This window comes from Bradyrhizobium sp. 44 (genome assembly GCF_023073095.1).
Taxonomy (GTDB): Bacteria; Pseudomonadota; Alphaproteobacteria; order Rhizobiales; family Xanthobacteraceae; genus Bradyrhizobium.
Genome location: NZ_JADPIY010000004.1, coordinates 329,533 through 349,302, shown reverse-complemented (window position 1 = coordinate 349,302; position 19,770 = coordinate 329,533). Strand labels below are relative to the sequence as shown.

Sequence of the window (19,770 nt, the reverse complement as noted above, 5' to 3'; positions counted from 1 at the left end):
TTACGACGCCGCGAGCGATTGCTCGACCAGCTTGACCCAGTACGACGTGCCGTAGACGATCGCCTCGTCGTCGAAATTGTAGGCGGGGTGATGCAGACCGGCGCTGTCGCCGTTGCCGCAGAAGATGAACGCGCCGGGGCGCGCCTCCAGCATATAGGCGAAATCCTCGCCGCCCATCAGCGGCGACATCTCGAGCACGTTGGCCTCGCCCGCAACTTGCCCCGCGATGCGACGCGCAATCTCGGTCTCCGCGGCGTGGTTGTTCACCACGGGATAATTCCGCTGGTAGCGCAGGTCGATCTTGGCGCCGGTGATCTGCGCCACACCCGCCACGACCTCGTGCACGCGCTTCTCGACCAGCTTGCGCACCTCCGGCGACAGCGTGCGGATGGTGCCCCTCAGTGTCGCGGTTTGCGGGATCACGTTGCGGGCATTGCCCGCGTGGAACTCGCAAATCGAGATCACGGCCGATTCCAGCGGATCGACGCTGCGCGCGACGATCGACTGCAGCGCCGTGATCACCTGTGCGCCGACCAGAACGGAATCGACACATTTGTGCGGCCGCGCGGCATGGCCGCCCAGGCCTTCGATCATGATATCGACCTCGTCGGTCGCCGCCATGATCGGACCCGGCCGGATCGCGAACGAGCCCACCGGAATGCCCGGGCCGTTGTGCATGCCGTAGACCTGCTCGATGCCGAAGCGCTCCATCATTCCGTCCTTGACCATGGCCAAGCCGCCGGCGCCACCCTCCTCGGCCGGCTGGAAGATCACCACCGCATCGCCGGCGAAGTTGCGGGTCTCGGCGAGATAACGCGCAGCACCGAGCAGCATCGCAGTGTGGCCGTCATGGCCGCAGGCGTGCATCTTGCCCGGGGTCTTCGAAGCGTAAGGCAGGTTGGTCTGTTCCTCGACCGGCAGCGCATCCATGTCGGCACGCAGGCCGATGGCCTTGAGGCCCTCGGCGGCCGGCTTGCTGCCCTTGATCACGCCGACCACGCCGGTCTGGCCGATGCCCGTCACGACCTCATCGCAGCCGAATTCGCGCAGGCGGTCCGCGACGAATGCTGCGGTGCGGTGGACGTCATAGAGCAGCTCCGGATGCTGGTGGATGTCCCGGCGCCAGGCCTGAATATCGGGTTGAAGGTCGGCGACGCGGTTCACGATGGGCATGGAGGGTCTCAAACTTTGTTGAAAATGCAGGCCTGTCTACCATGCAAGCACCAGTCCACCCAACTGGCGGGGGCTCCGGGTAGCTCTGTCCTCTCATCATGGCCGGGCTTGTCCCGGCCATCCACGTCTGACTATTAGAACGGAAAGCGCGTGGATGCCCCGGACAAGCCCGGGCATGACGCCCGTTGGGTGGAAGCAGAATGCCAAGGCGGCTCGAAGGTGAGTTTGACTACATTGTCGTTGGTGCCGGAACGGCGGGCTGCATCCTCGCCAACCGGCTGTCCGCCGTTTCCAGCAATCGCGTCCTCGTCCTCGAAGCCGGCGGCGACGACAACTGGATCTGGTTCCACATTCCCGTCGGCTATCTCTTCGCTATCGGCAATCCGCGCTCGGACTGGATGTTCAAGACCGAGGCCGAGCCCGGGCTGAACGGCCGCTCGCTCGCCTATCCCCGTGGCAAGGTGATCGGCGGCTCTTCGGCGATCAATGCCATGATCTCGATGCGTGGACAGGCCGCCGATTACGATCACTGGCGCCAGCTCGGCATGACCGGCTGGGGTTACGACGACGTGCTGCCGCTGTTCAAACGGCTCGAGGATCACTTCCTCGGCGCGAGTGAGCATCACGGCGCCGGCGGCGGCTGGCGCATCGAGGCGCCGCGGCTGTCCTGGGACGTCCTTGATGCCGTGGGCGACGCGGCCGAGGAGATGGGCATCAAGCGCATCCCGGATTTCAATACCGGCGACAACGAAGGCACCAGCTATTTCCACGTCAATCAGAAGCGCGGCCGGCGCTGGTCGTCGGCGCGCGGCTTCCTCAAGCCGGTATTGAACCGCCCGAACCTGCGGCTCGAAAAGCATGTGCTGGTCGACCGTCTGATCATCGAACAGGGCCGCGCCGTCGGCGTGCGCTTCATCCAGAATGGCGAGATCTTCGAGACGCGTGCGAAACGCGAGGTGGTCCTCTCGGCAGGCGCGATCGGTTCGGTGCAGGTGCTGCATCGCTCCGGCATCGGACCTGCCGACTGGCTGTCACCGCTCGGCATCGACATCGTGATGGATAAGCCCGGCGTCGGCCGCAATCTGCAGGACCATCTCCAGCAGCGCGCGATCTACAAGGTCGAGGGCGTGCGCACCCTGAACGAGACCTATTACAATCTGGTTCGACGCGGCCTGATGGGCCTGGACTACGCCTTCCGCCGCCGCGGGCCGCTGACCATGGCGCCGTCGCAGCTCGGCATCTTCACCCGTTCCGATGCGACGCGCACACGCGCCAACATCCAGTTTCACGTGCAACCGCTGTCGCTCGACAAGTTCGGCGATCCCCTGCACCGCTTCCCCGCGATCACGGTGAGCGCCTGCAATCTCCAGCCGACCTCGCGCGGCACCGTACGTCTGCGTTCGGCGACGCCGGACGAGAAGCCCATCATCGCGCCTAATTACCTTTCAACGGATGATGACCGCCAGGTCGGCGCCGACGCCATCCGCACCACCCGCCGCCTGATGCAGCAGAAGGCGCTGGCAAAATATCTCCCGAGCGAATATCTGCCCGGCCCCGCCGTCGGCGACGACGATGCCTCGCTCGCGAAGGCCGCCGGCGACATCGGCACCACCATCTTCCACCCCGTCGGCACCGCGAAGATGGGCGCGGCAAGCGATCCGATGGCGGTGGTCGACGAACGCCTGCGCTTCTACGGTCTCGGCGGCCTTCGCATTGTCGATGCCTCGATCATGCCGACCATCACGTCGGGCAATACCAACACGCCGACCGCGATGATCGCCGAGAAGGGTGCGGCGATGATTTTGGAGGATGCGAAGTGAATGCGTAGCCTTGATCGGGCGTAGCGAAATCCAGGGAGAGGACGCTCGATAGGTCCCGTATTCCGCTACGCTCCATACGGGCTACGCGTCCAACCACCTCACGAAAACGTCATCGCGTCCGGGAATAACACCCCCGCTCCCCCAATCACCTCCCCGAAGCCCAATTCCGGGCGAAGTGGAGCTGCGCGATGAGCGGACACGATCACGGCGAGGACGGCTTAAGCCGCCGCAAGGTGTTGGAATGCATGACCTGGGCCGGCACCGGGGTGCTTTGGACCATCACCGGTGGCGTCCCGCGCTCGCTCGGCATCATCGATTCCGCGCAAGCCGCGACCGCGGCCGCGCCCGGAATGACCTTCCTCCAGATCAGCGACAGCCATGTCGGCTTCGACAAGCCGGCCAATCCCAACGCGCTTGGCACGCTGGAGGAAGCCATCAACAAGATCAACGCGATGCCGGTCAAGCCGTCCTTCATGATCCACACTGGCGACATCACGCATCTCTCCAAGGCCGCCGAGTTCGACAATGCCGATCGCATCATCTCGCAGAGCAAGCTCGACGTGCATTACGTGCCCGGCGAGCATGACTTCCTCGACGAGGACGTGAAGTTCTATCGCGAGCGCTACGGCCGCGGTACCAAGGGCGCAGGCTGGTATTCGTTCGACGCGAGCGGCGTGCACTTCATTGGCCTCGTCAATGTCGTCGACCTCAAGGCCGGAGGCCTCGGCAATCTCGGTGCCGAGCAGCTCGCCTGGCTCGAGGACGATCTGCGCGGCAAGTCGAAATCGACGCCGATCGTGCTGTTCGCCCACATCCCGCTCTGGACCGTCTACCCCGAATGGGGCTGGGGCACTGAGGACGGCGCCCGCGCGCTGGAACAGGTGAAGGGCTTTGGTTCAGTCACCGTGCTGAACGGCCACATTCACCAGGTGATGCAGAAGGTCGAAGGCAACGTCACCTTCCACACCGCACGCTCCACCGCCTTTCCGCAGCCGGCGCCGGGAGCTGCCCCCTCGCCCGGACCGATGAAGGTCGAGGACGCAAAGCTCCGCGCGATGCTCGGCGTTGCCAGCATCAACTTCAAGCAGAACGAGCAGCGGCTCGCGATCATCGACACGCCGCTCCAGGGTTGATGCAGGGCTAACGGAAGCTGACAATGAAGACTCTCAATCGCCGCGACTTCGGTGTCGCCTTCGGTCTCGCTTGGGCCGCGGCCATGCTGGTACCCGCCACAACCGCCCGTGCCGACGACATGGAGGTGCATATCGACAATTTCGTCTTCCAGCCGGCCGAGCTCAAGATCAAGGTCGGCACCACCGTGACCTGGACCAACCGGGACGACATCCCCCATACCGTTGTGTCGGCCGGGAAGTTCAGATCCAAGACCCTGGACACTGACGACAAGTTCTCGTTCACCTTCACCAATGCGGGCGACTACAAATATTTTTGTTCTCTGCACCCGCACATGACGGGGATGATCAAGGTTGAGTAACGTCTCGAACCAAGGCATCAACGTCTTGCCCGGCCGGTGGTCCCACGCCGGCCGGGCTCGTGTGCCTTCGGTCACACACAGGGACGAAACGAACAGGGACGAAACGAGCAACGACGAGACGAAGCAACGATCAGAGCAAGAGGCAAAGCGAGGAGCGATGCCCGCCAACGACGATTTGCAGAAGGCGCAACGCTTCCGCGAGGCGGCGCTGCCCTATCTCGACGACGTCTACACCCTCGCGCGCTATCTCTTGCGTGATGCCTCCGATGCCGAGGACGCGGTGCAGGAGTGCTATCTGCGCGCGCTGAAGCATTTCGACAGCTATCGCGGACCGGCGATGAAGCCCTGGCTGTTCGCGATCCTGCGTAACGTCTGCAATGCCGAATATGCACGGCGCGCGCACAGGCACAGCGCGATCGACGATACGCCCGGCGCTGCCGAGCAGACGCCGATCTGGCAGGAGACCGAGGCCAGTCCCGAGACCGAAGTGCTGCGCAGCCGCGATGCGGGCGCGATCCGCAAGCTGATCGACGCGCTCGCCGAGCCGTTCAAGGAAACATTCGTGCTGCGCGAGATCAACAACCTGTCCTATCGCGAAATCGCCGAGGCCGTCGGCGCGCCCGTCGGCACCGTGATGTCCCGCCTCGCCCGCGCCCGCGCCATGCTGCGCGCGGCCTGGACGGCGGATGAGGAGCAAGCAAGATGACCTGCGACGAAGCAAGAATCCTGCTTCACGCGCTGCTCGACAACGAGCTCGATGCCGGCCATGCGCGCGAGGTCGAAGCCCATATCGTGAGCTGCCCGGCCTGCGCTGCGGAGCTTTCGGCCCAACGCGACATGCAGCGCGTGCTCGCGGACGCCGATTTGCGCTACACCGCACCGGCGAGCCTGCGCGCGCGTATCGAGGCTTCGCTGCCGCAGCCGCAGCCGCAGCCGCAGCGCCAACAGCCGAGCCGCCGCTCCGTGCTGCGCGGCTTTGCGATGGGCTCGGCAGTCTCGGCGCTCGCCGCCTCCGGCGTCGTTGCATTGGTGCTGCGCCAGGACGACCAGCAGCGCATCCTGTCGGAGGTCGTCTCCGCGCATCTGCGCTCGCTCCAGGCCGGCCACCTCATCGACGTGGTCTCGACCGACCAGCACACGGTGAAGCCGTGGTTCAACGGCAAGCTCGACGTCGCCCCGCCCGTGATCGACCTCACCGCACAAGGGTTTACGCTGGTGGGAGGGCGGCTCGACTATATCGACGCCCGCGCCATCGGTGCGGTCGTCTACAAGCGCCGGCAGCACGTGGTGAATTTGTTCGTGTCGCAGACATCGAACGCGGAATACCGCGCGCCCAAGACCGAAACCATGCAGGGCTTCAACTGCCGGCGCTGGGGCAATCGCGGCCTGAACTTCTGGGCCGTCAGCGATCTCGCCCCCGACGAGCTTGCCGAATTCGTCGACAAGTTCGAGGCGGCGATGAAGGGTTAGCCTCTGCGCATCCAGTCATTCGAGCGGAGGAAATCGTTCGAAGACGGGCAGTTCGTGAGCCCGCTTCATCCAGCCAATCCGCTCGGCGACCTGAATGTGCATCGTCGCCGGAACGGCATCGGGGTCATCATAGGTCCCGCTCTGGATATCGATGATATCGGGCATCAGGTTTTCGTTGATGTAGAACAGCCCAGTGCCGCAATCGGCACAGAAGTGACGTCGTCCATGTTCGGATGATTGATAGATCTTCGGCTGACCGCGCACGACTTTGACGGCTTTGAGCGAATACATCGCCCAGCCGACCATCGGTGCCCCGGAGTGGCGGCGGCAATCCGCGCAATGGCAGAGCGCGTGCACCATCATGTCGCCGTTGACTTCGTAGCGGATCGCGCCGCAATGACAGCCGCCAGTCAAAGGCATCGCCCACTCCTCTCCCGGTCAGGTCAATGCCGGAAAATAAGCGTCGATTTGGAATTTCGGGAGACGGACTGCTTCAGCAGGTCGCACGTCGCGACATCAGGCCGCAGCACAGGCCTTACGCCGATCGCCTCACCGCGTTGTCCACCAGCGTTTTGCCGAGCGACCAGATCGCGCCGGGGACCTTGTGGCTGCCGGCGATGACGTCGTCGAAGGCGCGCTCGATCCAGCCGCAATCTTCCTCGGTGATGGTGAGCGGCGGCAGAAGCTTGATGGTGTGGCTGCCGTGGCCGGCAACCTGCGTGAGGATCTTGTGGTCCTTGAACAGCGGCACGGTGATGAGCTGGCAGAACAGACCCTTGTTGGCCGCCTCCAGCACGTTCCAGGACGCCCGCAGCCGCAGCGATTTCGGCGGACCGAACTCGACGCCGATCATCAGACCCTTGCCGCGGACTTCCTTCAACAGCTCGTAGCCGGGCACCATGCGCGTGAGCGCGAGGCGCAGCTCGGCACCGCGCTTGGCGGCGGACTCGATCAGCTTCTCGGACTCCATGACGTCGAGCGTGGCGATGCCCGCGGCCATCGCCAGGTCGTTCTTGGAGAAAGTCGAGCCGTGCACGACTGCACGGTCCATCTGGTTGAAGATCTTGTCGAAGATGCTCTTGCGCGTCAGCACCGCGCCGACCGGCACATGGCCGCCGGACAGCGACTTCGACAGCAGCACCATGTCGGGCTCGACATTCCAGTGCTCGACCGCGAGGAAGCGGCCGGTGCGGCCCATGCCGGTCTGGATCTCGTCGGCGACGAACAGCGTGCCGTATTTCTTGCAGAGCGCGGACGCACCCGGCAGGAACTCGTCGGTGGGCATGTTGACGCCCTTGCCCTGGATCGGCTCGACGACGAAGGCCGCCACCTCGCGCGAGGCCAGCGCCTCTTCGAGCGCGGCGAGATCGTTGAACGGGATCGAGGTGCAGCCCGGCAGCAGCGGCTCGAAGCCGGTGCGAAAGTTCGAATCACCCGTCAGCGACAGCGCGCCATAGGTCAGGCCGTGATAGCCGTGGGCACAATAGACGATGCCCGGACGGCCGGTGGCGCCGCGGGCGAACTTGATCGCCGCTTCGACGCATTCGGCGCCGGAATTGGCGAAGAACGCCTTGTCGAGATAGGGGACGTACTTCAAAAGCCGCTCGGCCAGCACGCCGGCAAGCACCGAGACGTCAAACTGGACAAGGTTGGGCAGGTCGGCATCGAGCACGCTCTTGAGCGCCTCGCGCATGACCGGATGATTGCGCCCGATCGCAAACACGCCAAAACCGGACAAGAGGTCGAGATAGCGCGCCCCGTCGCGGTCGTAGAGGTACTGTCCCTGCCCCTTCTGGAAGCCGACATCGTAGCCGATGGTCTTCAGGACCCGAACGAACTGCTCGTTCAGATGCCGATTATGCAGGGCGCTGCGCTGGGCCTGGCGGTCCGCGAACAGCTGAGACATGTCTGGATTTGGGCTGTGCATCCGCTACATACTTCGGTTGAGGGCCGTCTCGTCAACTGAAAACGGAACGTCGCTGAAAACGATCTGTGCGGCCTTTTGCCCTTTTTCGGACCATCTTCGCAAGCAGAGCTTTAGACCATGTTGCACTGCCAAGGAACTATCATGCGTTTAGCCCTTTACACCGGACTAATACTGGCTGGCGGTTACACCTGCCTGAACCCGGCGCTCGCCGCCGATCCGACCGGCGACTGGCGGGTTGCCGACGGCGTCGCCAACATTCGTGTCGCCCAATGCAATGGCAGCATGTGGGGCGCGGTTTCCTGGGAAAAACAGCCCGGTGGCCGCGACGAGAACAATCCGGACGCGTCGAAAAAGACCCGCCCTACGCTGGGCATGGCGACCCTGATCGACATGAAGAAGAAGCCCGGCGCCGATCAATGGGAAGGTCAGGTCTACAACGCCAAGGACGGCCAGCTCTACAGCGCGACCATCACGCCGGTTGGCACTGACCAGCTCGAGATCAAGGGCTGCGTGATGGGGTTCCTGTGCGGTGGCGAGACCTGGACCCGGGTCAGCCCCCCGATTCCCTTGAGCCCCGCCAACGCCATGGCTAAAGGCGCGCCGAAGCCCACCGGCGCGGCGCCGAAAGCCCCGGCAACGACGGGCGCTACAGCGGCGCAGGCTGCGCCCGCAGCTCCGAAGGCCACCGGCACTGCCAAACCCGGTCAGAAGGGCGCCGCCGACCAGGTCGGCGACATCTGCCTACTCCCTGAGATTGCGGGGTTTGCCCATTAGGGCGGGCTGAAACAGCAGCACGGCGGCAAGCGTCGTCACCAGCGACAGCGCGAGCAGCTTGCCCATGCTGGACGTGCCGGGATGGCTCGACAGCCAAAGGCTGCCGAACGCGGTCGCCGTTGTCAGCGCGCTGAAAAAGATCGCGCGCGTCAGGCTGGTCTGGAGCAGGTTTGTCCTGCCCGAGCGCCAAGCCACGACATAGTAGATCTTGAAGGCCACGCCGACGCCGAGCAGCAGCGGGAACGCGACGATATTGGCGAAGTTGAGCGGCAAGCCGATCAGCACGCAGATCTCGAGCGTCACCGCGCCGGCCACCAGCAGCGGCACCAGCGTCATCAGCACGTCGACGAACCGGCGCAGCGTGACCCACAGCAACAGGCCGATCACCAGCAGCGCATAGATTCCGGCATGGATGAACGCCTTCACCACGGTGTCGCCGGATTTCAGGATCGAGACCGGACCGCCGATCGCGGTCGGCTCGGCAACGAGTACCGCCGCCGCAAATTTGCGCAGCGTGTCGTTGTCGTTGGGATCGCCCTTCGGCAGCGCCTCGACGCGGATGATGCCGTCCTTGCTCTTCCAGGCGCTGACGAGATCTGCCGGCAATGACTTCAGGGTGACCGGCTCGGCCTGCATCGCGTTCCGGAGCTGGTCGAACACAATCTTCATCGGCGCGACGAACACGTCCTGCGCCTTGTTCCGCGTGGCCTCGTCGCCATTGGCGAGCTTTTCCAGCGCGTCCGCGAGCCGACGCGAGGCGACCGCTCCCGGGCCCTTCGCATCGCCTGCGGTCCGGCGCAGATTGTCGACCGAGGATTTCAGCGCATCGACGTTTTCCTTGTCCGACGGCGCGGCGTCGATCTGGTCGGGATTGAGCGCGGGGTTCAGCACCTTGGCGCCCTGCGCGAGCAGCTTCAGCTTCGGCGGCTGGTCTTCAGGAACGAAGCTGTTGAGCGACATCACGCGCAACACCTCCGGCACCTTCTCCAGCTTTGCCTCCACCTGCCTTGCCTGCTCTTCCGACGTGGTCATCACATTGATGGCATTGGCGCCGGTGTTGGGATCCTTGCGCAAATCGAGGAAGGTCGCGATCGACTCTGCCTTGGGGTTGCGCAGGTTCATCGGGTTGAAGTCGAACTTCATGAAATAGAGCAGCGGCAGGCCGGCGACCGCCAGAAACATCGTGCCACCGACGACCAGCACGCGGTGCTTCTCCAGGAAGTGATCGAGCGGCGCCAGGAAGGCATAGCCGACCGGCTCTTTTTCACCGGGCGGGTTCAACAGCTTCAGCATCGCCGGGAGCACGGTGATGCTGGTGAGGAACGCGACCAGCATGCCGACGCCGGCGATCTGGCCGAGTTCGGCGATTCCCTTGTAGTCGGTGGGGATGAAGCAGAGGAAGCCGGCCGCGGTCGCCATTGCCGCCAGCGATAACGGAATAGCCGAGCGCTTGGCAGCGAGGATCAGCGCCCCCGAGAGATCGTTGTGCTTGTAGCGCTCGGAGCGATAGCGGACGCTGTACTGAATGCCGAAATCGACGCCGAGGCCGACGAACAGCACGGCGAACGCGATCGACAGCAAATTGAGCGAGCCCACCATCATTAGGCCGGCGGCGGTTGTCAGCGCAAGACCTACGAAGAGATTGACGAACACCGCGAAGATGATCTTCGCCGAATGCAGCGCCAGCCACAGGATGAGCAGCACGACGAGGACCGTGCCGATGCCGTTGACGACGGCGCCTTCCTGGACGGTTGCATATTCCTCGTTGGCGATCGGGACCGGTCCAGTCAGCCGGACCCGCGCCTGGTATTTGGTGGCAAAATCCAGATCGGCTGCGGCCTTGCGGATCGCATCGGTGGCGCCCTTGCCGGGCTCCAGTGCGTTGTAGTCGAGGATCGGCTTGAACTCGATGAAGGCGCGCTTGTCCGAATCCGTCAGCGGCTCGTCACTGACGAGCTGGCGCCAGGAGAACGTCGCATTGCCCTTGTTGAGTACGGTCTCGACCGTTTGCGCGATCTGGTTGAAGGGCCGTTCGGTGTTGTCGAGCTTGACCTGCCCGCGCTTGACGCCGGCAAGTCCTGTTTCCAGCGCGCCGGTCAGGCCACGGATCGAGGGATCGCCCGCCATGATCTCGATCAGCGGCGCGGCGGATTCGAACTGGCCGGTGACCTTGGCGACTTCCTCTGTCGGCAGGAACAACAGACCATTCTTTTCGAAGAACTCGCCGGTGCCGAGCTGCTGCATCGACTGGAATTCGGTCTTGTTGTCCTTCAGCTTGGCATACAGCGCGTCCGACGCCGCGGTCGCCATCTCCGGCGTCTTGGCTTCGACCACCGCCGTAATCGTCGCATCGCGGTCGAAGGCGCGATCGAACTGCTGGTCGCGTTGGCGCCAGTCCAGATTTTGGGCAATCAGCGAATTGATGTCGGTGTTGATGGCGAAATGCTGGGACGTGTAATAGCCCGCCCCCACCGCCAGCAGGAGCCCGAGAACGACGACGAGGGAGGCAAACCGGGTGCAGGCCCTGACGATGGCAACGACGACGCTTTGCAGCACTACTTTTCTTTCTGCGGTTAACAGCTTGCCGGAAACGCCCGCTGTTTAACGGAGTTCCCGGCCGAAACCTATTGCTGTTTTGAGTGGTTATCGCCGTCAGAAGGTTCGAGGTAAACGGCGGAAGACCATGGCAAAATCATGCGGGCCGTCGGTATAGCCGAGGAGTTGAGGCGGGAAAGTGACGAAGCGTGCGCACAAATGTCGCCACTTCGCTGCCACGGGCATTCTCTACTATAATACCGCGAAACTGATCCGGCACGGAACCAAAGTTCATTCCACCTTTCCTTACTGCCGATTTTTTGACACAAAGTACTGCGCCTCCATGCACCGGGGCCCGGCAGGGGTGGGCGGCTACCGCGTGCGCGAACCCATGGTGCGGATATTGCAACTCATTGGTTCGTATCGGGGTGTCCCCTGAACTTGAGAGCGGATTGGTGCAACTTGCGTGATGGGCGTCCAATGGAAGTTTATCTGGCGCAACCGCGCGGCTTTTGCGCGGGAGTGGTGCGTGCGATCGAGATCGTGGAACGGGCGCTGGAGAAGTACGGCCCGCCCGTCTACGTGCGCCATGAGATCGTGCACAACAAGTACGTCGTCGAGAGCCTGAAAAACAAAGGTGCGATCTTCGTCGAGGAGCTGTCGGAGGTGCCGCCCAAGGCCGTGACGGTCTTCAGCGCCCATGGCGTCGCCCGGAGCGTCGAGGAAGAGGCCGCTGCGCGCGACCTTCCGGTGCTCAATGCCACCTGCCCCTTGGTCACGAAAGTTCACAATCAGGGGAAGCGCTACATCGCCAGGGGCCGCACCCTGATCCTGATCGGCCATGCCGGCCACCCCGAGGTCGAGGGTACGATGGGCCAGGTTCCCGCCCCCGTACTGCTGGTCCAAAGCGTTGAAGAGGTTAAGGCCCTTGAGCTGCCGGCGGATACGCCAGTGGCCTATATCACCCAGACCACCCTGTCGGTGGATGACACAAAAGACATCATTTCGGCCCTGCAAGCCCGCTTTACAGATATTCAAGGCCCGGATATCCGGGATATCTGCTATGCGACACAGAACCGCCAATCTGCGGTAAGGGACTTGAGCAAGCTGGTCGACGTGATCTTGGTGGTGGGCGCTGCCAATAGCTCGAATTCGAACCGGCTCCGCGAAATCGGCACTGAGGCCGGTGTCGCGAGTTATCTGATTGCCGACGGCAGCGCGCTCAATCCGGAGTGGTTGAAAGATGCCAGGATCGTCGGCGTCACGGCCGGCGCTTCGGCGCCCGAGGTACTCGTGGATGACGTGATCGAAGCGATGCGGCGGATCGGACCGGTCAAGGTCTCGGTGCTTCCGGGCCGCGAGGAAAACATCGAATTCCGGCTTCCGGCCCAACTGGCTGCGAGCTGACCCACCCGAATTTCAAGCCCAGAAAGAAACTTGTAATGGCTATCCCCTTCTTCAAGGAAATGCGTATCGGCGGCTATTTGATCAAGCAGAAGCTGCTTGGCCGCAAGCGCTATCCGCTCGTGCTGATGCTGGAACCGCTGTTTCGCTGCAACCTCGCCTGCGTCGGCTGCGGCAAGATCGACTATCCGGACGCGATCCTCAACCGCCGCATGACCGCACAGGAGTGCTGGGACGCGGCCGACGAGTGCGGCGCGCCGATGGTCGCCATTCCCGGCGGCGAGCCGCTGATCCACAAGGAGATCGGCGAGATCGTGCGCGGCCTCGTCGCGCGCAAGAAGTTCGTCTCGCTCTGCACCAACGCGCTGCTGCTCGAGAAGAAGCTCGATCTGTTCGAGCCTTCGCCCTATCTGTTCTTCTCCGTGCATCTCGACGGCCTGAAGGAGCACCACGACAAGGCCGTGTCGCAGAAGGGTGTGTTCGACCGCGCCGTCTCCGCGATCAAGGCGGCCAAGGCCCGCGGCTTCACCGTCAACGTCAACGCCACCATCTTCGACGGCCATCCGGCCGAGGAGATCGCGAAATTCCTCGACCTCACCGTCGAGCTCGGTGTCGGCGTCTCGATGTCGCCCGGCTACGCCTATGAGCGCGCGCCCGACCAGGAGCACTTCCTCAACCGCACCAAGACCAAGAAGCTGTTCCGCGACGTCTTCGCGATGGGCAAGGGCAAGAAGTGGAATTTCATGCATTCCGGCCTGTTCCTCGACTTCCTCGCCGGCAACCAGGAATACGAGTGCACGCCCTGGGGCATGCCCGCGCGCAACATCTTCGGCTGGCAGAAACCCTGCTATCTGCTCGGTGAAGGCTACGCCAAAACCTTCAAGGAACTGATGGACACCACCGATTGGGAAACCTACGGCACCGGCAAGTACGAGAAGTGCGCCGACTGCATGGCCCATTGCGGCTACGAACCGACGGCGGCGACCGCAGCCATCAACAACCCGCTGAAGGCGATGTGGGTGTCGCTGCGCGGCGTCAGGACCACGGGCCCTATGGCCCCCGAGATCGACATGAGCAAGCAGCGCCCGGCGCAGTACATCTTCTCGGCGGAAGTGCAGAAGCGCCTGTCGGAGATCCGCAAGGACGAGGCCGCCGCCGCGCAGGAGAAGGCGGCACGGAAGGCTTCGACCGCCGCGTAAGCGCGATGCCCTGTAGCCCGGATGGAGCGCAAGCGAAATCCGGGACGGTCCTCCGCGTTGAAGTCGTCGGATTGCGCTCCGCTCCATCCGAGTGACGCACACTGAAACAGAAAAGGCCCGATCGCCAATGGCGACCGGGCCTTTTGGTTTTTAATGATCGCAGAACCGGCTCAGGCTGCCTCTGAGACCAGGGCCTCGCTCTCGACCAGCTCGGTGCCGATCAGGAAGTCGCGGCAGCCGCGAAGTGAGCGCAGCGCGCGGTTGAAGTCGAGGCCGGTCGAGACCAGTCCATGCAGCGCGGTCGGGTTGCGCGCGATGCCGCGCAGCACGGCCAGCACGTCGATCTGGCCGTTCGGCTTGATCGCGGCGCGGGCGAGCGCCGGCAGCGCGCGATGGGCGGGATCGCTGATGACGCGGACCGCGGCGAACGGCAAGCCGGCCTCGGCGGCGTAGGCGGCCGCGATGTGGCTTTCCATGTCGACGGCGGCCGCTCCCGTCTCCGAATGCAGCGCCGCCTTGCAGGACCGCCCCGTGACCACTTCCTCGGCACCGGCGAGGCTGCCGCGCACCACGCGGCGGCGTCCGGACGTCAGGCGGTCGATCAGGTCGTCGCCGAGCGAGAGGCCAGCGGCCCAGCGGGTATCGCCCGCGAGCACCTCGGTCGCCAGCACGACGTCGCCGGAGCGCAGCGTCGGGTCGAGCCCGCCGGCCACGCCAAAGGAGATCACACCGCGAATCGTCTCGGGATCCAGCACCGTCAACAGCGCCCGCAACTGGGTCGGGCTGCTCGATGAGCAAATGACCGCCATGCCGGGCCCGGCCGCGATTCGGGCCTCCTGAACCAGTCCAGTCACGATCAATATCGGCCGCGGATCAACGGTTTGACCCGCGGTAAGATAGTCCCCCGTCCCCAAAGTCACATTCCGACCCCTACCACCCTGCTGTTGGTGTTCCGCAAGTTCCGATACCGCGCCAATGCCCACAGCGGGAAGAACTTCGGATAACCATGGTATCGTAGATAGAATACACGGGGAAAGCCTGTGGCGGTGTACCGCTGTTCGTCCCACAGTCCTTTTTCGTTCTGTGTTGCAATCAGGTACTCCACCCCGCGGGCGACGGCCGGGTGATCAACCTCGCCAGCAGCCATGAGGGCAAGCAAGGCCCATGCCGTTTGCGAGGCGGTCGAGGGGGCGGCCTCCCAGCCCCGGTAGTCCAGCCGGTAGCTGACGGCATCCTCGCCCCAGCCGCCGTCCTGGTTCTGGATCGAGGCCAGCCAGCCGGCCGCCTTGCGCATCATCGGATCGTCGTGGCGGACGCCGGCCATGTTGAGGGCGCACAGCACCGACCAGGTTCCGTAGATGAAGTTCATGCCCCAGCGGCCGTACCAGGACCCTTCGGGGTGCTGGGTCTTGCGGAGGTAGGCGATCCCGTCCGCGACGTGCTTGCTGGTCTTCGCGGTCTCGCCGAGCTGGGCCAGCATCGAGATGCAGCGCGCGGTGACGTCCTCGGTCGGCGGATCGAGCAGCGCGCCATGGTCCGAGAACGGGATGTTGTTCAAATAATATTCGAGATTGTTGACGTCGAAGGCAGCCCAGCCGCCGTCGTCGCTCTGCATGCCTTCGATCCACTCCCGGGCACGGTCGATCGCGGCGTCATAGCCGGTCGCACCGTGCTCCCGGCGCATCCGGTCCATCGACATCACGACCACCGCAGTGTCGTCGAGATCGGGATAATGGGCATTGTTGTACTGGAAGGCCCAGCCGCCCGGGCGCACGTCGGGCCGCTTCACCGCCCAGTCGCCCTTCACCTCGAGCTCCTGCTTCGGGATCAGCCAGTCGAGACCCTGCTTGGCCGCCGGCACCGCCTTGTCACCGCCGGCTTCGAGCAGCGCGTGGGCGGTCAGCGTCGTGTCCCACACCGGCGAGACGCAGGGCTGGCAATAGGCTTCGTCGTCCTTGATCACGAGCAGCTTGTCGATACCCCGGCGCGTGATCGCGCGCGGCGGGAAGTTCTCGTCCTTGCCGAGCGCGTCGTACATCATGACGATGTTGGCCATCGGCGGATAGATCGCGCCCATGCCGTCCTCGCCGTTCAGCCGCTCCTCGGTGAAGGCGAGCGCGGCATCGATCGCGCGCTTGCGCAGGCTCTTGGGAAACATCGGCTCGACCACGCGCAAAATGCTGTCGAGCGCGCGGAACAGCACGAACCAGGCCATGCTCTGGTGCGGCGCCTTGGCGGTCATGCCGATCGAGCGCGGATCCTGCAGGAACAGCTCGTCGATGCCGACGCCCTTCGGATTCTTCGCGCGCGGCTTCAGCGCTGCGAGCACCATCAGCGGCACCATGGTGGTGCGCGCCCAGTAGGAGATCTTGTTGATGTGGAACGGCGACCAGAACGGCAGCAGCACGATCTCGATCGGCAGCACCGGTACCGCGCGCCAGGTCACGACGCCAAACATCGCAAGCATGAAGCGCGTGAAGACATTGCTGTGAATGGCGCCGCCGCGGGAATGGATCGCCTCGCGCGCACGCACCATGTGCGGCGCGTCGATGGAATCCCCGATCATTTTCAGCGCGAAATACGCCTTGACGCTGGCGCTCATGTCGAACTCGCCGTCATGCACCAGCGACCAGCCGCCATGGGCGCCCTGCACGCGGCGAAGATAATTGGCGATCTTGGCTTCGAGCACGGAATCGACCGGCTCGGCGAGATAATGGCGCAGCAGGACGTATTCGGCCGGAATCGTGCCATCGGCCTCGAGCTCGAACACCCAATGGCCGTCGGGTTGCTGGAAGCCGAGGACGCCTTCGGTGGCCGACGCAATGCTCGATTCCAAGTTCCTGAATTCTTGGGCTTCGCGGCTGGTCGCGTTCACGGAATCCATCTCGCTCGATTGCTCCGATAGTCGATTGAATGGGCCGAAATTGACCGGGACAAATGCCCGTCAGGGCCGCCTGTCACTATCCCTTGGCGGCCAGAACCAGATCGGCGGCGCGATCACCGGATCGGACCGATCCCTCGATGGTTGCAGGCAATCCCGTAGCAGTCCAATCGCCTGCAAGAAACAGGTTTTTCAGCGCAGTGACCGGCCCTGGACGCAGGGCATTCTGCGCCGGCGTCGCCGCAAATGTGGCGCGGCGCTCGCGCACGATCTGCCAGGGGGGCAGCTCGCCGGAAACACCGCCCGCCTTGCAGACGTCGTTCCAGATCGCCTGCGCGAGTTCCTCGCGCGGCATGTCGACCAGACGGTCGCCGTTGCTGATGGTGACGGACAGCCGGTTCGGGAACGCAAACAGCCATTCCACGACGCCGCCAATCACACCGAGGATCGGAGCCGATCCCGCCGGCGGCTCGACGCGGAAATGCGCATTCACGATGGCGCGGAATTCGGTCGGCGTCTTCAGGCCCGGCAGCAGGTTGGAGGCAGCGCGCGGCGGCACCGCCATCACGACGACATCGCCCGCGCCGATCTGGATCACATCCTCGCCGCCGAAATTCAGCGCGCCGACTTTGCCGTCATGGGTCGCAAACGAGCGCAGCTCATGGCCGAGCTGAACGCTGTGCCCGCGCTCCTGCAGGAACGTCACGGCAGGCTCGATCAGTACCGCGCTGAGCCCGTCGCGTGCGATCAGGGGACGGCAGGCCTGCCCGCCGGCGAGCAGCGTCTCGCGCACGATCGCGCCGGCGAGCCCCGCCGAGCCTTCGGGGGGATCGACGTTGAGCGCCGCGAGCAGCAGCGGCTGCACCAGGCGCTGATAGAGGACGCCTTCGCACGGAATTGACTTGCCGACCAGCGTCTCTTCCGATGCCCAGATCAGCGGCGCCAGCTTCAGATAATCGGTCAGCCCAGTGTCGGGGACGCGGCGGCTCTCGTCGAGCACCCAGGTCGGGAGCCGGCCGTCGCCGAGGTCGATCTGCCAGCGCTGCCCGGTCTTGAGATCGACGAAGGGAAACTGCGCGCGCTCCGGACCGACGAGGCCCGCCTCGGTGCCGATCGAGCGCGCATAGGCGCGCGCATGACTGTTGCCGGACAGCAGCAGATGGTTGCCGTTGTCGATGGTGAGATTGGTGGCGCCGTCGAAATAGGAACGGCAACGGCCGCCGGCCTGCTGCGTCGCCTCGTGCACGGCGACCTTGAAGCCGGCATTGGCAAGCCGCACGGCGGCGGAAAGGCCGGAGATTCCAGCACCGATGATGTGAGCTGTTTTTTGCATCAGATGAGAGCGTAACGGAGCAGGATGGCGATGCGTGTGACCTTCGACACACGCACCGGCTCGCGCGGCGCGTTGAACCCGCGCGCGATCAGGAGATCCAGAATGGCATGATAGTATTTCGACATCATCCGCGGCGCGCGCACCGCGCGGCGGCGGTTGCGGTTCATGATCTCGTCCGACTTCTCGAAATACACCTTTGCGCGCTGCGCCAGCGGCAGGCAGACCTTCGGCAGCGCGCGCTCGACGATCACGCGGTCCGGATCGTTGGAGGTGATGCCGGCATGCAGCAGCGCTTCGCGCGGCAGATAGAGCCGGCCGAGGCCCGCGTCCTCGTCGATGTCGCGCAGGATGTTGGTGAGCTGGAGCGCGCGGCCGAGATGATGGGCGAGCTCGATGCCGTCTTCTTCCGGCAGGCCGAAGACCCGGACCGACAACCGCCCCACGGCGCTCGCGACGCGATCGCAATAGAGATCCAGCGTCGCCATGTCGGGCGCGCGGATGTCCTGCGGCACGTCCATCTCCATGCCGTCGACGATCGCGAGGAAATCCTCGCGCTTGAGGCCGAAGGTCTTCACCGAGGCGACGTAGTCCTTCAGCCGCGGCGGCGGATTGCCCTGGTAGAGCGCATCGATGTCGTTGCGCCACGCCTGAAGCGCGGCGAGCCGCTCGTCGCGCGGACCGTCGGAATCGGCGATGTCGTCGACCTGCCGGCAGAAGCTGTAGATCTGGAACATCGCTTCGCGCTGGTCGTGCGGCAAGATGCGCATCGCGGCGTAGAACGAACTGCCGGATGCGGTCGAGCCATAATTGGCGCTGGGCGAGGTCGCCTCAAGCGTCATGTGCAGCCCCCGGTCTGGAAATGGCCTTGCGTCCGACCGCGCGGCGGCCGACTTCGCCGATCATGCCGGCGAGGCTGAAGGTGAGGAGCTCGAGCTTGTTCAGGTGCACGCGCTCGCGCAAGGGATCGCGCACCTTCAAGAGGCGCACGATGCGGTCGGCATAGGCCTGGATCACCGAGACCTCGACGCCGAGGCGGAAATCCCTGATTTCCGCGCTGAGCGACCTGCCCTCGTCCAGCAGCGCTTCATTGCGCACGGCGAGAGCCTGAAGGCAGGCCAGCATCGCCGGCGGCGACTGCGCCAGTCCGAGCTGCTCGACCGAGGCGCCACTCGCGGCCAACGCGTCGCGCGGCAGATAGACGCGGTTGAGCTCGCGGAAATCCTTGCCGCAATCCTGAAGGTGGTTGTTGATCTGCAGCGCTGCGCAGAGCGCATCCGACGCGGCCCAGGTGGAGGTGCTCTCACCATGGACGTCGAGCATGAAGCGGCCGACCGGCATCGCCGAGTAGCGGCAATAATGGATGACCTCGTCCCAATTCTCGTAGCGCAACTTGGTCACGTCCATACGGAACGCGATGAGCACGTCGAGCGCGTGGCGCGGCGCCATGCCACGTTCGGCCAGTGCGTGCCGCAATCTGACGGCCTCGGCCTGGGTGTCGCCGGTGCCGAGCAATTCCGCCTCGAGCAGGTCGAGATAAGCGAGCTTCTTATCCGGCGGCAGCGTGGCGTGGTCGGCGATGTCGTCGGCGGTGCGGACGAAATTGTAATACGCCAGGATCAGCGCGCGATGACGCGGATGAATGATCCAGGACGCGACGGGGAAATTCTCGTCGCGCTCACCCTTGCCGGATCGCAATTCGCTCGCAGAGGTCATCGAGGGCTGGTCTACAATCGTTTGGACAGGAAGGGCTTTTTCGCTCGCG

Annotated in this window: 17 protein-coding genes; 8 read left to right on the top strand and 9 right to left on the bottom strand. The window is 64.3% G+C overall.

Annotated elements, in window-relative coordinates; translation table 11 throughout:
- A complete protein-coding gene (locus IVB41_RS01585) occupies positions 1-1,173 on the bottom strand; it encodes a M20 aminoacylase family protein (protein ID WP_247426059.1) in 1,173 nt (390 codons plus the stop codon).
- Between the two features lie 200 nt (positions 1,174-1,373).
- Between IVB41_RS01585 and IVB41_RS01580 the strand changes: the two genes are divergently transcribed.
- From IVB41_RS01580 to IVB41_RS01560, 5 genes are all read left to right on the top strand, one after another.
- Positions 1,374-2,993 carry a GMC family oxidoreductase gene (locus tag IVB41_RS01580; protein WP_247426057.1) on the top strand — a complete coding sequence of 540 codons (1,620 nt, stop codon included), beginning with the start codon at positions 1,374-1,376 and terminating at the stop codon, positions 2,991-2,993.
- A 188-nt stretch (positions 2,994-3,181) separates the two neighbouring features.
- Positions 3,182-4,126: a metallophosphoesterase gene (locus IVB41_RS01575; protein WP_247426054.1), complete on the top strand. Its 945-nt coding sequence runs from the start codon at positions 3,182-3,184 to the stop codon at positions 4,124-4,126.
- 23 nt (positions 4,127-4,149) lie between these two features.
- Positions 4,150-4,485 carry a cupredoxin family copper-binding protein gene (locus IVB41_RS01570; protein ID WP_027569019.1) on the top strand — a complete coding sequence of 112 codons (336 nt, stop codon included), beginning with the start codon at positions 4,150-4,152 and terminating at the stop codon, positions 4,483-4,485.
- A 157-nt stretch (positions 4,486-4,642) separates the two neighbouring features.
- The gene (locus IVB41_RS01565; protein WP_247288712.1) at positions 4,643-5,191 is read left to right on the top strand and encodes a sigma-70 family RNA polymerase sigma factor; all 549 of its coding nucleotides are present in this window, start codon (positions 4,643-4,645) and stop codon (positions 5,189-5,191) included.
- Entirely contained in the window at positions 5,188-5,955 is a 768-nt protein-coding gene (locus tag IVB41_RS01560; protein WP_247426052.1) for an anti-sigma factor, read from the top strand. The genes IVB41_RS01565 and IVB41_RS01560 overlap by 4 nt, the downstream gene beginning before the upstream one ends.
- Positions 5,956-5,970: 15 nt before the next feature.
- Here the strand turns inward: IVB41_RS01560 and IVB41_RS01555 are convergent, their stop codons facing one another.
- Positions 5,971-6,375, bottom strand: coding sequence for a GFA family protein (locus IVB41_RS01555; RefSeq protein ID WP_247288711.1), 405 nt, complete (start codon positions 6,373-6,375; stop codon positions 5,971-5,973).
- Between the two features lie 115 nt (positions 6,376-6,490).
- Positions 6,491-7,882, bottom strand: a complete 1,392-nt coding sequence (hpnO, locus tag IVB41_RS01550) for an aminobacteriohopanetriol synthase HpnO (protein WP_247426049.1) — start codon at positions 7,880-7,882, stop codon at positions 6,491-6,493.
- A gap of 141 nt (positions 7,883-8,023) precedes the next feature.
- Here hpnO and IVB41_RS01545 point away from each other — a divergent pair, with 141 nt between their 5' ends.
- The gene (locus IVB41_RS01545; protein WP_247426047.1) at positions 8,024-8,656 is read left to right on the top strand and encodes a DUF2147 domain-containing protein; all 633 of its coding nucleotides are present in this window, start codon (positions 8,024-8,026) and stop codon (positions 8,654-8,656) included.
- Here the strand turns inward: IVB41_RS01545 and IVB41_RS01540 are convergent.
- Positions 8,624-11,212 carry an MMPL family transporter gene (locus IVB41_RS01540; RefSeq protein ID WP_027569015.1) on the bottom strand — a complete coding sequence of 863 codons (2,589 nt, stop codon included), beginning with the start codon at positions 11,210-11,212 and terminating at the stop codon, positions 8,624-8,626. The two genes, IVB41_RS01545 and IVB41_RS01540, sit on opposite strands and share 33 nt — an antisense overlap.
- 459 nt (positions 11,213-11,671) lie before the next feature.
- Here IVB41_RS01540 and ispH point away from each other — a divergent pair, with 459 nt between their 5' ends.
- Together ispH and hpnH are read left to right on the top strand one after the other, a co-directional pair.
- Positions 11,672-12,598 (top strand): 4-hydroxy-3-methylbut-2-enyl diphosphate reductase, encoded by a 927-nt coding sequence (gene ispH, locus IVB41_RS01535; protein WP_027516858.1) that lies wholly within the window; start codon positions 11,672-11,674, stop codon positions 12,596-12,598.
- Positions 12,599-12,633: 35 nt separating this feature from the next.
- Positions 12,634-13,794, top strand: coding sequence for an adenosyl-hopene transferase HpnH (gene hpnH, locus IVB41_RS01530; RefSeq protein WP_027569013.1), 1,161 nt, complete (start codon positions 12,634-12,636; stop codon positions 13,792-13,794).
- A 170-nt stretch (positions 13,795-13,964) separates the two neighbouring features.
- Here the strand turns inward: hpnH and IVB41_RS01525 are convergent, their stop codons facing one another.
- From IVB41_RS01525 to hpnC, 5 genes are all read right to left on the bottom strand, one after another.
- Positions 13,965-14,714: a phosphorylase gene (locus IVB41_RS01525; RefSeq protein ID WP_247359916.1), complete on the bottom strand. Its 750-nt coding sequence runs from the start codon at positions 14,712-14,714 to the stop codon at positions 13,965-13,967.
- The gene (gene shc / locus IVB41_RS01520) at positions 14,711-16,678 is read right to left on the bottom strand and encodes a squalene--hopene cyclase (RefSeq protein ID WP_027569011.1); all 1,968 of its coding nucleotides are present in this window, start codon (positions 16,676-16,678) and stop codon (positions 14,711-14,713) included. Before shc ends, IVB41_RS01525 begins: the two co-directional genes overlap by 4 nt.
- 76 nt (positions 16,679-16,754) lie before the next feature.
- Entirely contained in the window at positions 16,755-18,008 is a 1,254-nt protein-coding gene (gene hpnE, locus IVB41_RS01515; protein WP_247359918.1) for a hydroxysqualene dehydroxylase HpnE, read from the bottom strand.
- Positions 18,008-18,847 (bottom strand): presqualene diphosphate synthase HpnD, encoded by an 840-nt coding sequence (gene hpnD / locus IVB41_RS01510; RefSeq protein ID WP_247359919.1) that lies wholly within the window; start codon positions 18,845-18,847, stop codon positions 18,008-18,010. The genes hpnE and hpnD overlap by 1 nt, the downstream gene beginning before the upstream one ends.
- Positions 18,837-19,721, bottom strand: coding sequence for a squalene synthase HpnC (hpnC, locus tag IVB41_RS01505; protein ID WP_247426045.1), 885 nt, complete (start codon positions 19,719-19,721; stop codon positions 18,837-18,839). Before hpnC ends, hpnD begins: the two co-directional genes overlap by 11 nt.
- Positions 19,722-19,770 lie beyond the last annotated feature (49 nt).

Excerpts from the sequence above, each read along its gene's own strand:
- IVB41_RS01575 (WP_247426054.1), top strand. The coding sequence starts at position 3,182 with ATGAGCGGACACGATCACGGCGAGGACGGCTTAAGCCGCCGCAAGGTG.
- shc (WP_027569011.1), bottom strand. The coding sequence starts at position 16,678 with ATGGATTCCGTGAACGCGACCAGCCGCGAAGCCCAAGAATTCAGGAAC.
- hpnE (WP_247359918.1), bottom strand. The coding sequence starts at position 18,008 with ATGCAAAAAACAGCTCACATCATCGGTGCTGGAATCTCCGGCCTTTCC.
- IVB41_RS01565 (WP_247288712.1), top strand. The coding sequence starts at position 4,643 with ATGCCCGCCAACGACGATTTGCAGAAGGCGCAACGCTTCCGCGAGGCG.
- IVB41_RS01555 (WP_247288711.1), bottom strand. The coding sequence starts at position 6,375 with ATGCCTTTGACTGGCGGCTGTCATTGCGGCGCGATCCGCTACGAAGTC.
- IVB41_RS01560 (WP_247426052.1), top strand. The coding sequence starts at position 5,188 with ATGACCTGCGACGAAGCAAGAATCCTGCTTCACGCGCTGCTCGACAAC.
- hpnC (WP_247426045.1), bottom strand. The coding sequence starts at position 19,721 with ATGACCTCTGCGAGCGAATTGCGATCCGGCAAGGGTGAGCGCGACGAG.
- IVB41_RS01585 (WP_247426059.1), bottom strand. The coding sequence starts at position 1,173 with ATGCCCATCGTGAACCGCGTCGCCGACCTTCAACCCGATATTCAGGCC.
- hpnO (WP_247426049.1), bottom strand. The coding sequence starts at position 7,882 with ATGCACAGCCCAAATCCAGACATGTCTCAGCTGTTCGCGGACCGCCAG.
- hpnD (WP_247359919.1), bottom strand. The coding sequence starts at position 18,847 with ATGACGCTTGAGGCGACCTCGCCCAGCGCCAATTATGGCTCGACCGCA.
- IVB41_RS01580 (WP_247426057.1), top strand. The coding sequence starts at position 1,374 with ATGCCAAGGCGGCTCGAAGGTGAGTTTGACTACATTGTCGTTGGTGCC.
- ispH (WP_027516858.1), top strand. The coding sequence starts at position 11,672 with ATGGAAGTTTATCTGGCGCAACCGCGCGGCTTTTGCGCGGGAGTGGTG.
- hpnH (WP_027569013.1), top strand. The coding sequence starts at position 12,634 with ATGGCTATCCCCTTCTTCAAGGAAATGCGTATCGGCGGCTATTTGATC.
- IVB41_RS01570 (WP_027569019.1), top strand. The coding sequence starts at position 4,150 with ATGAAGACTCTCAATCGCCGCGACTTCGGTGTCGCCTTCGGTCTCGCT.
- IVB41_RS01545 (WP_247426047.1), top strand. The coding sequence starts at position 8,024 with ATGCGTTTAGCCCTTTACACCGGACTAATACTGGCTGGCGGTTACACC.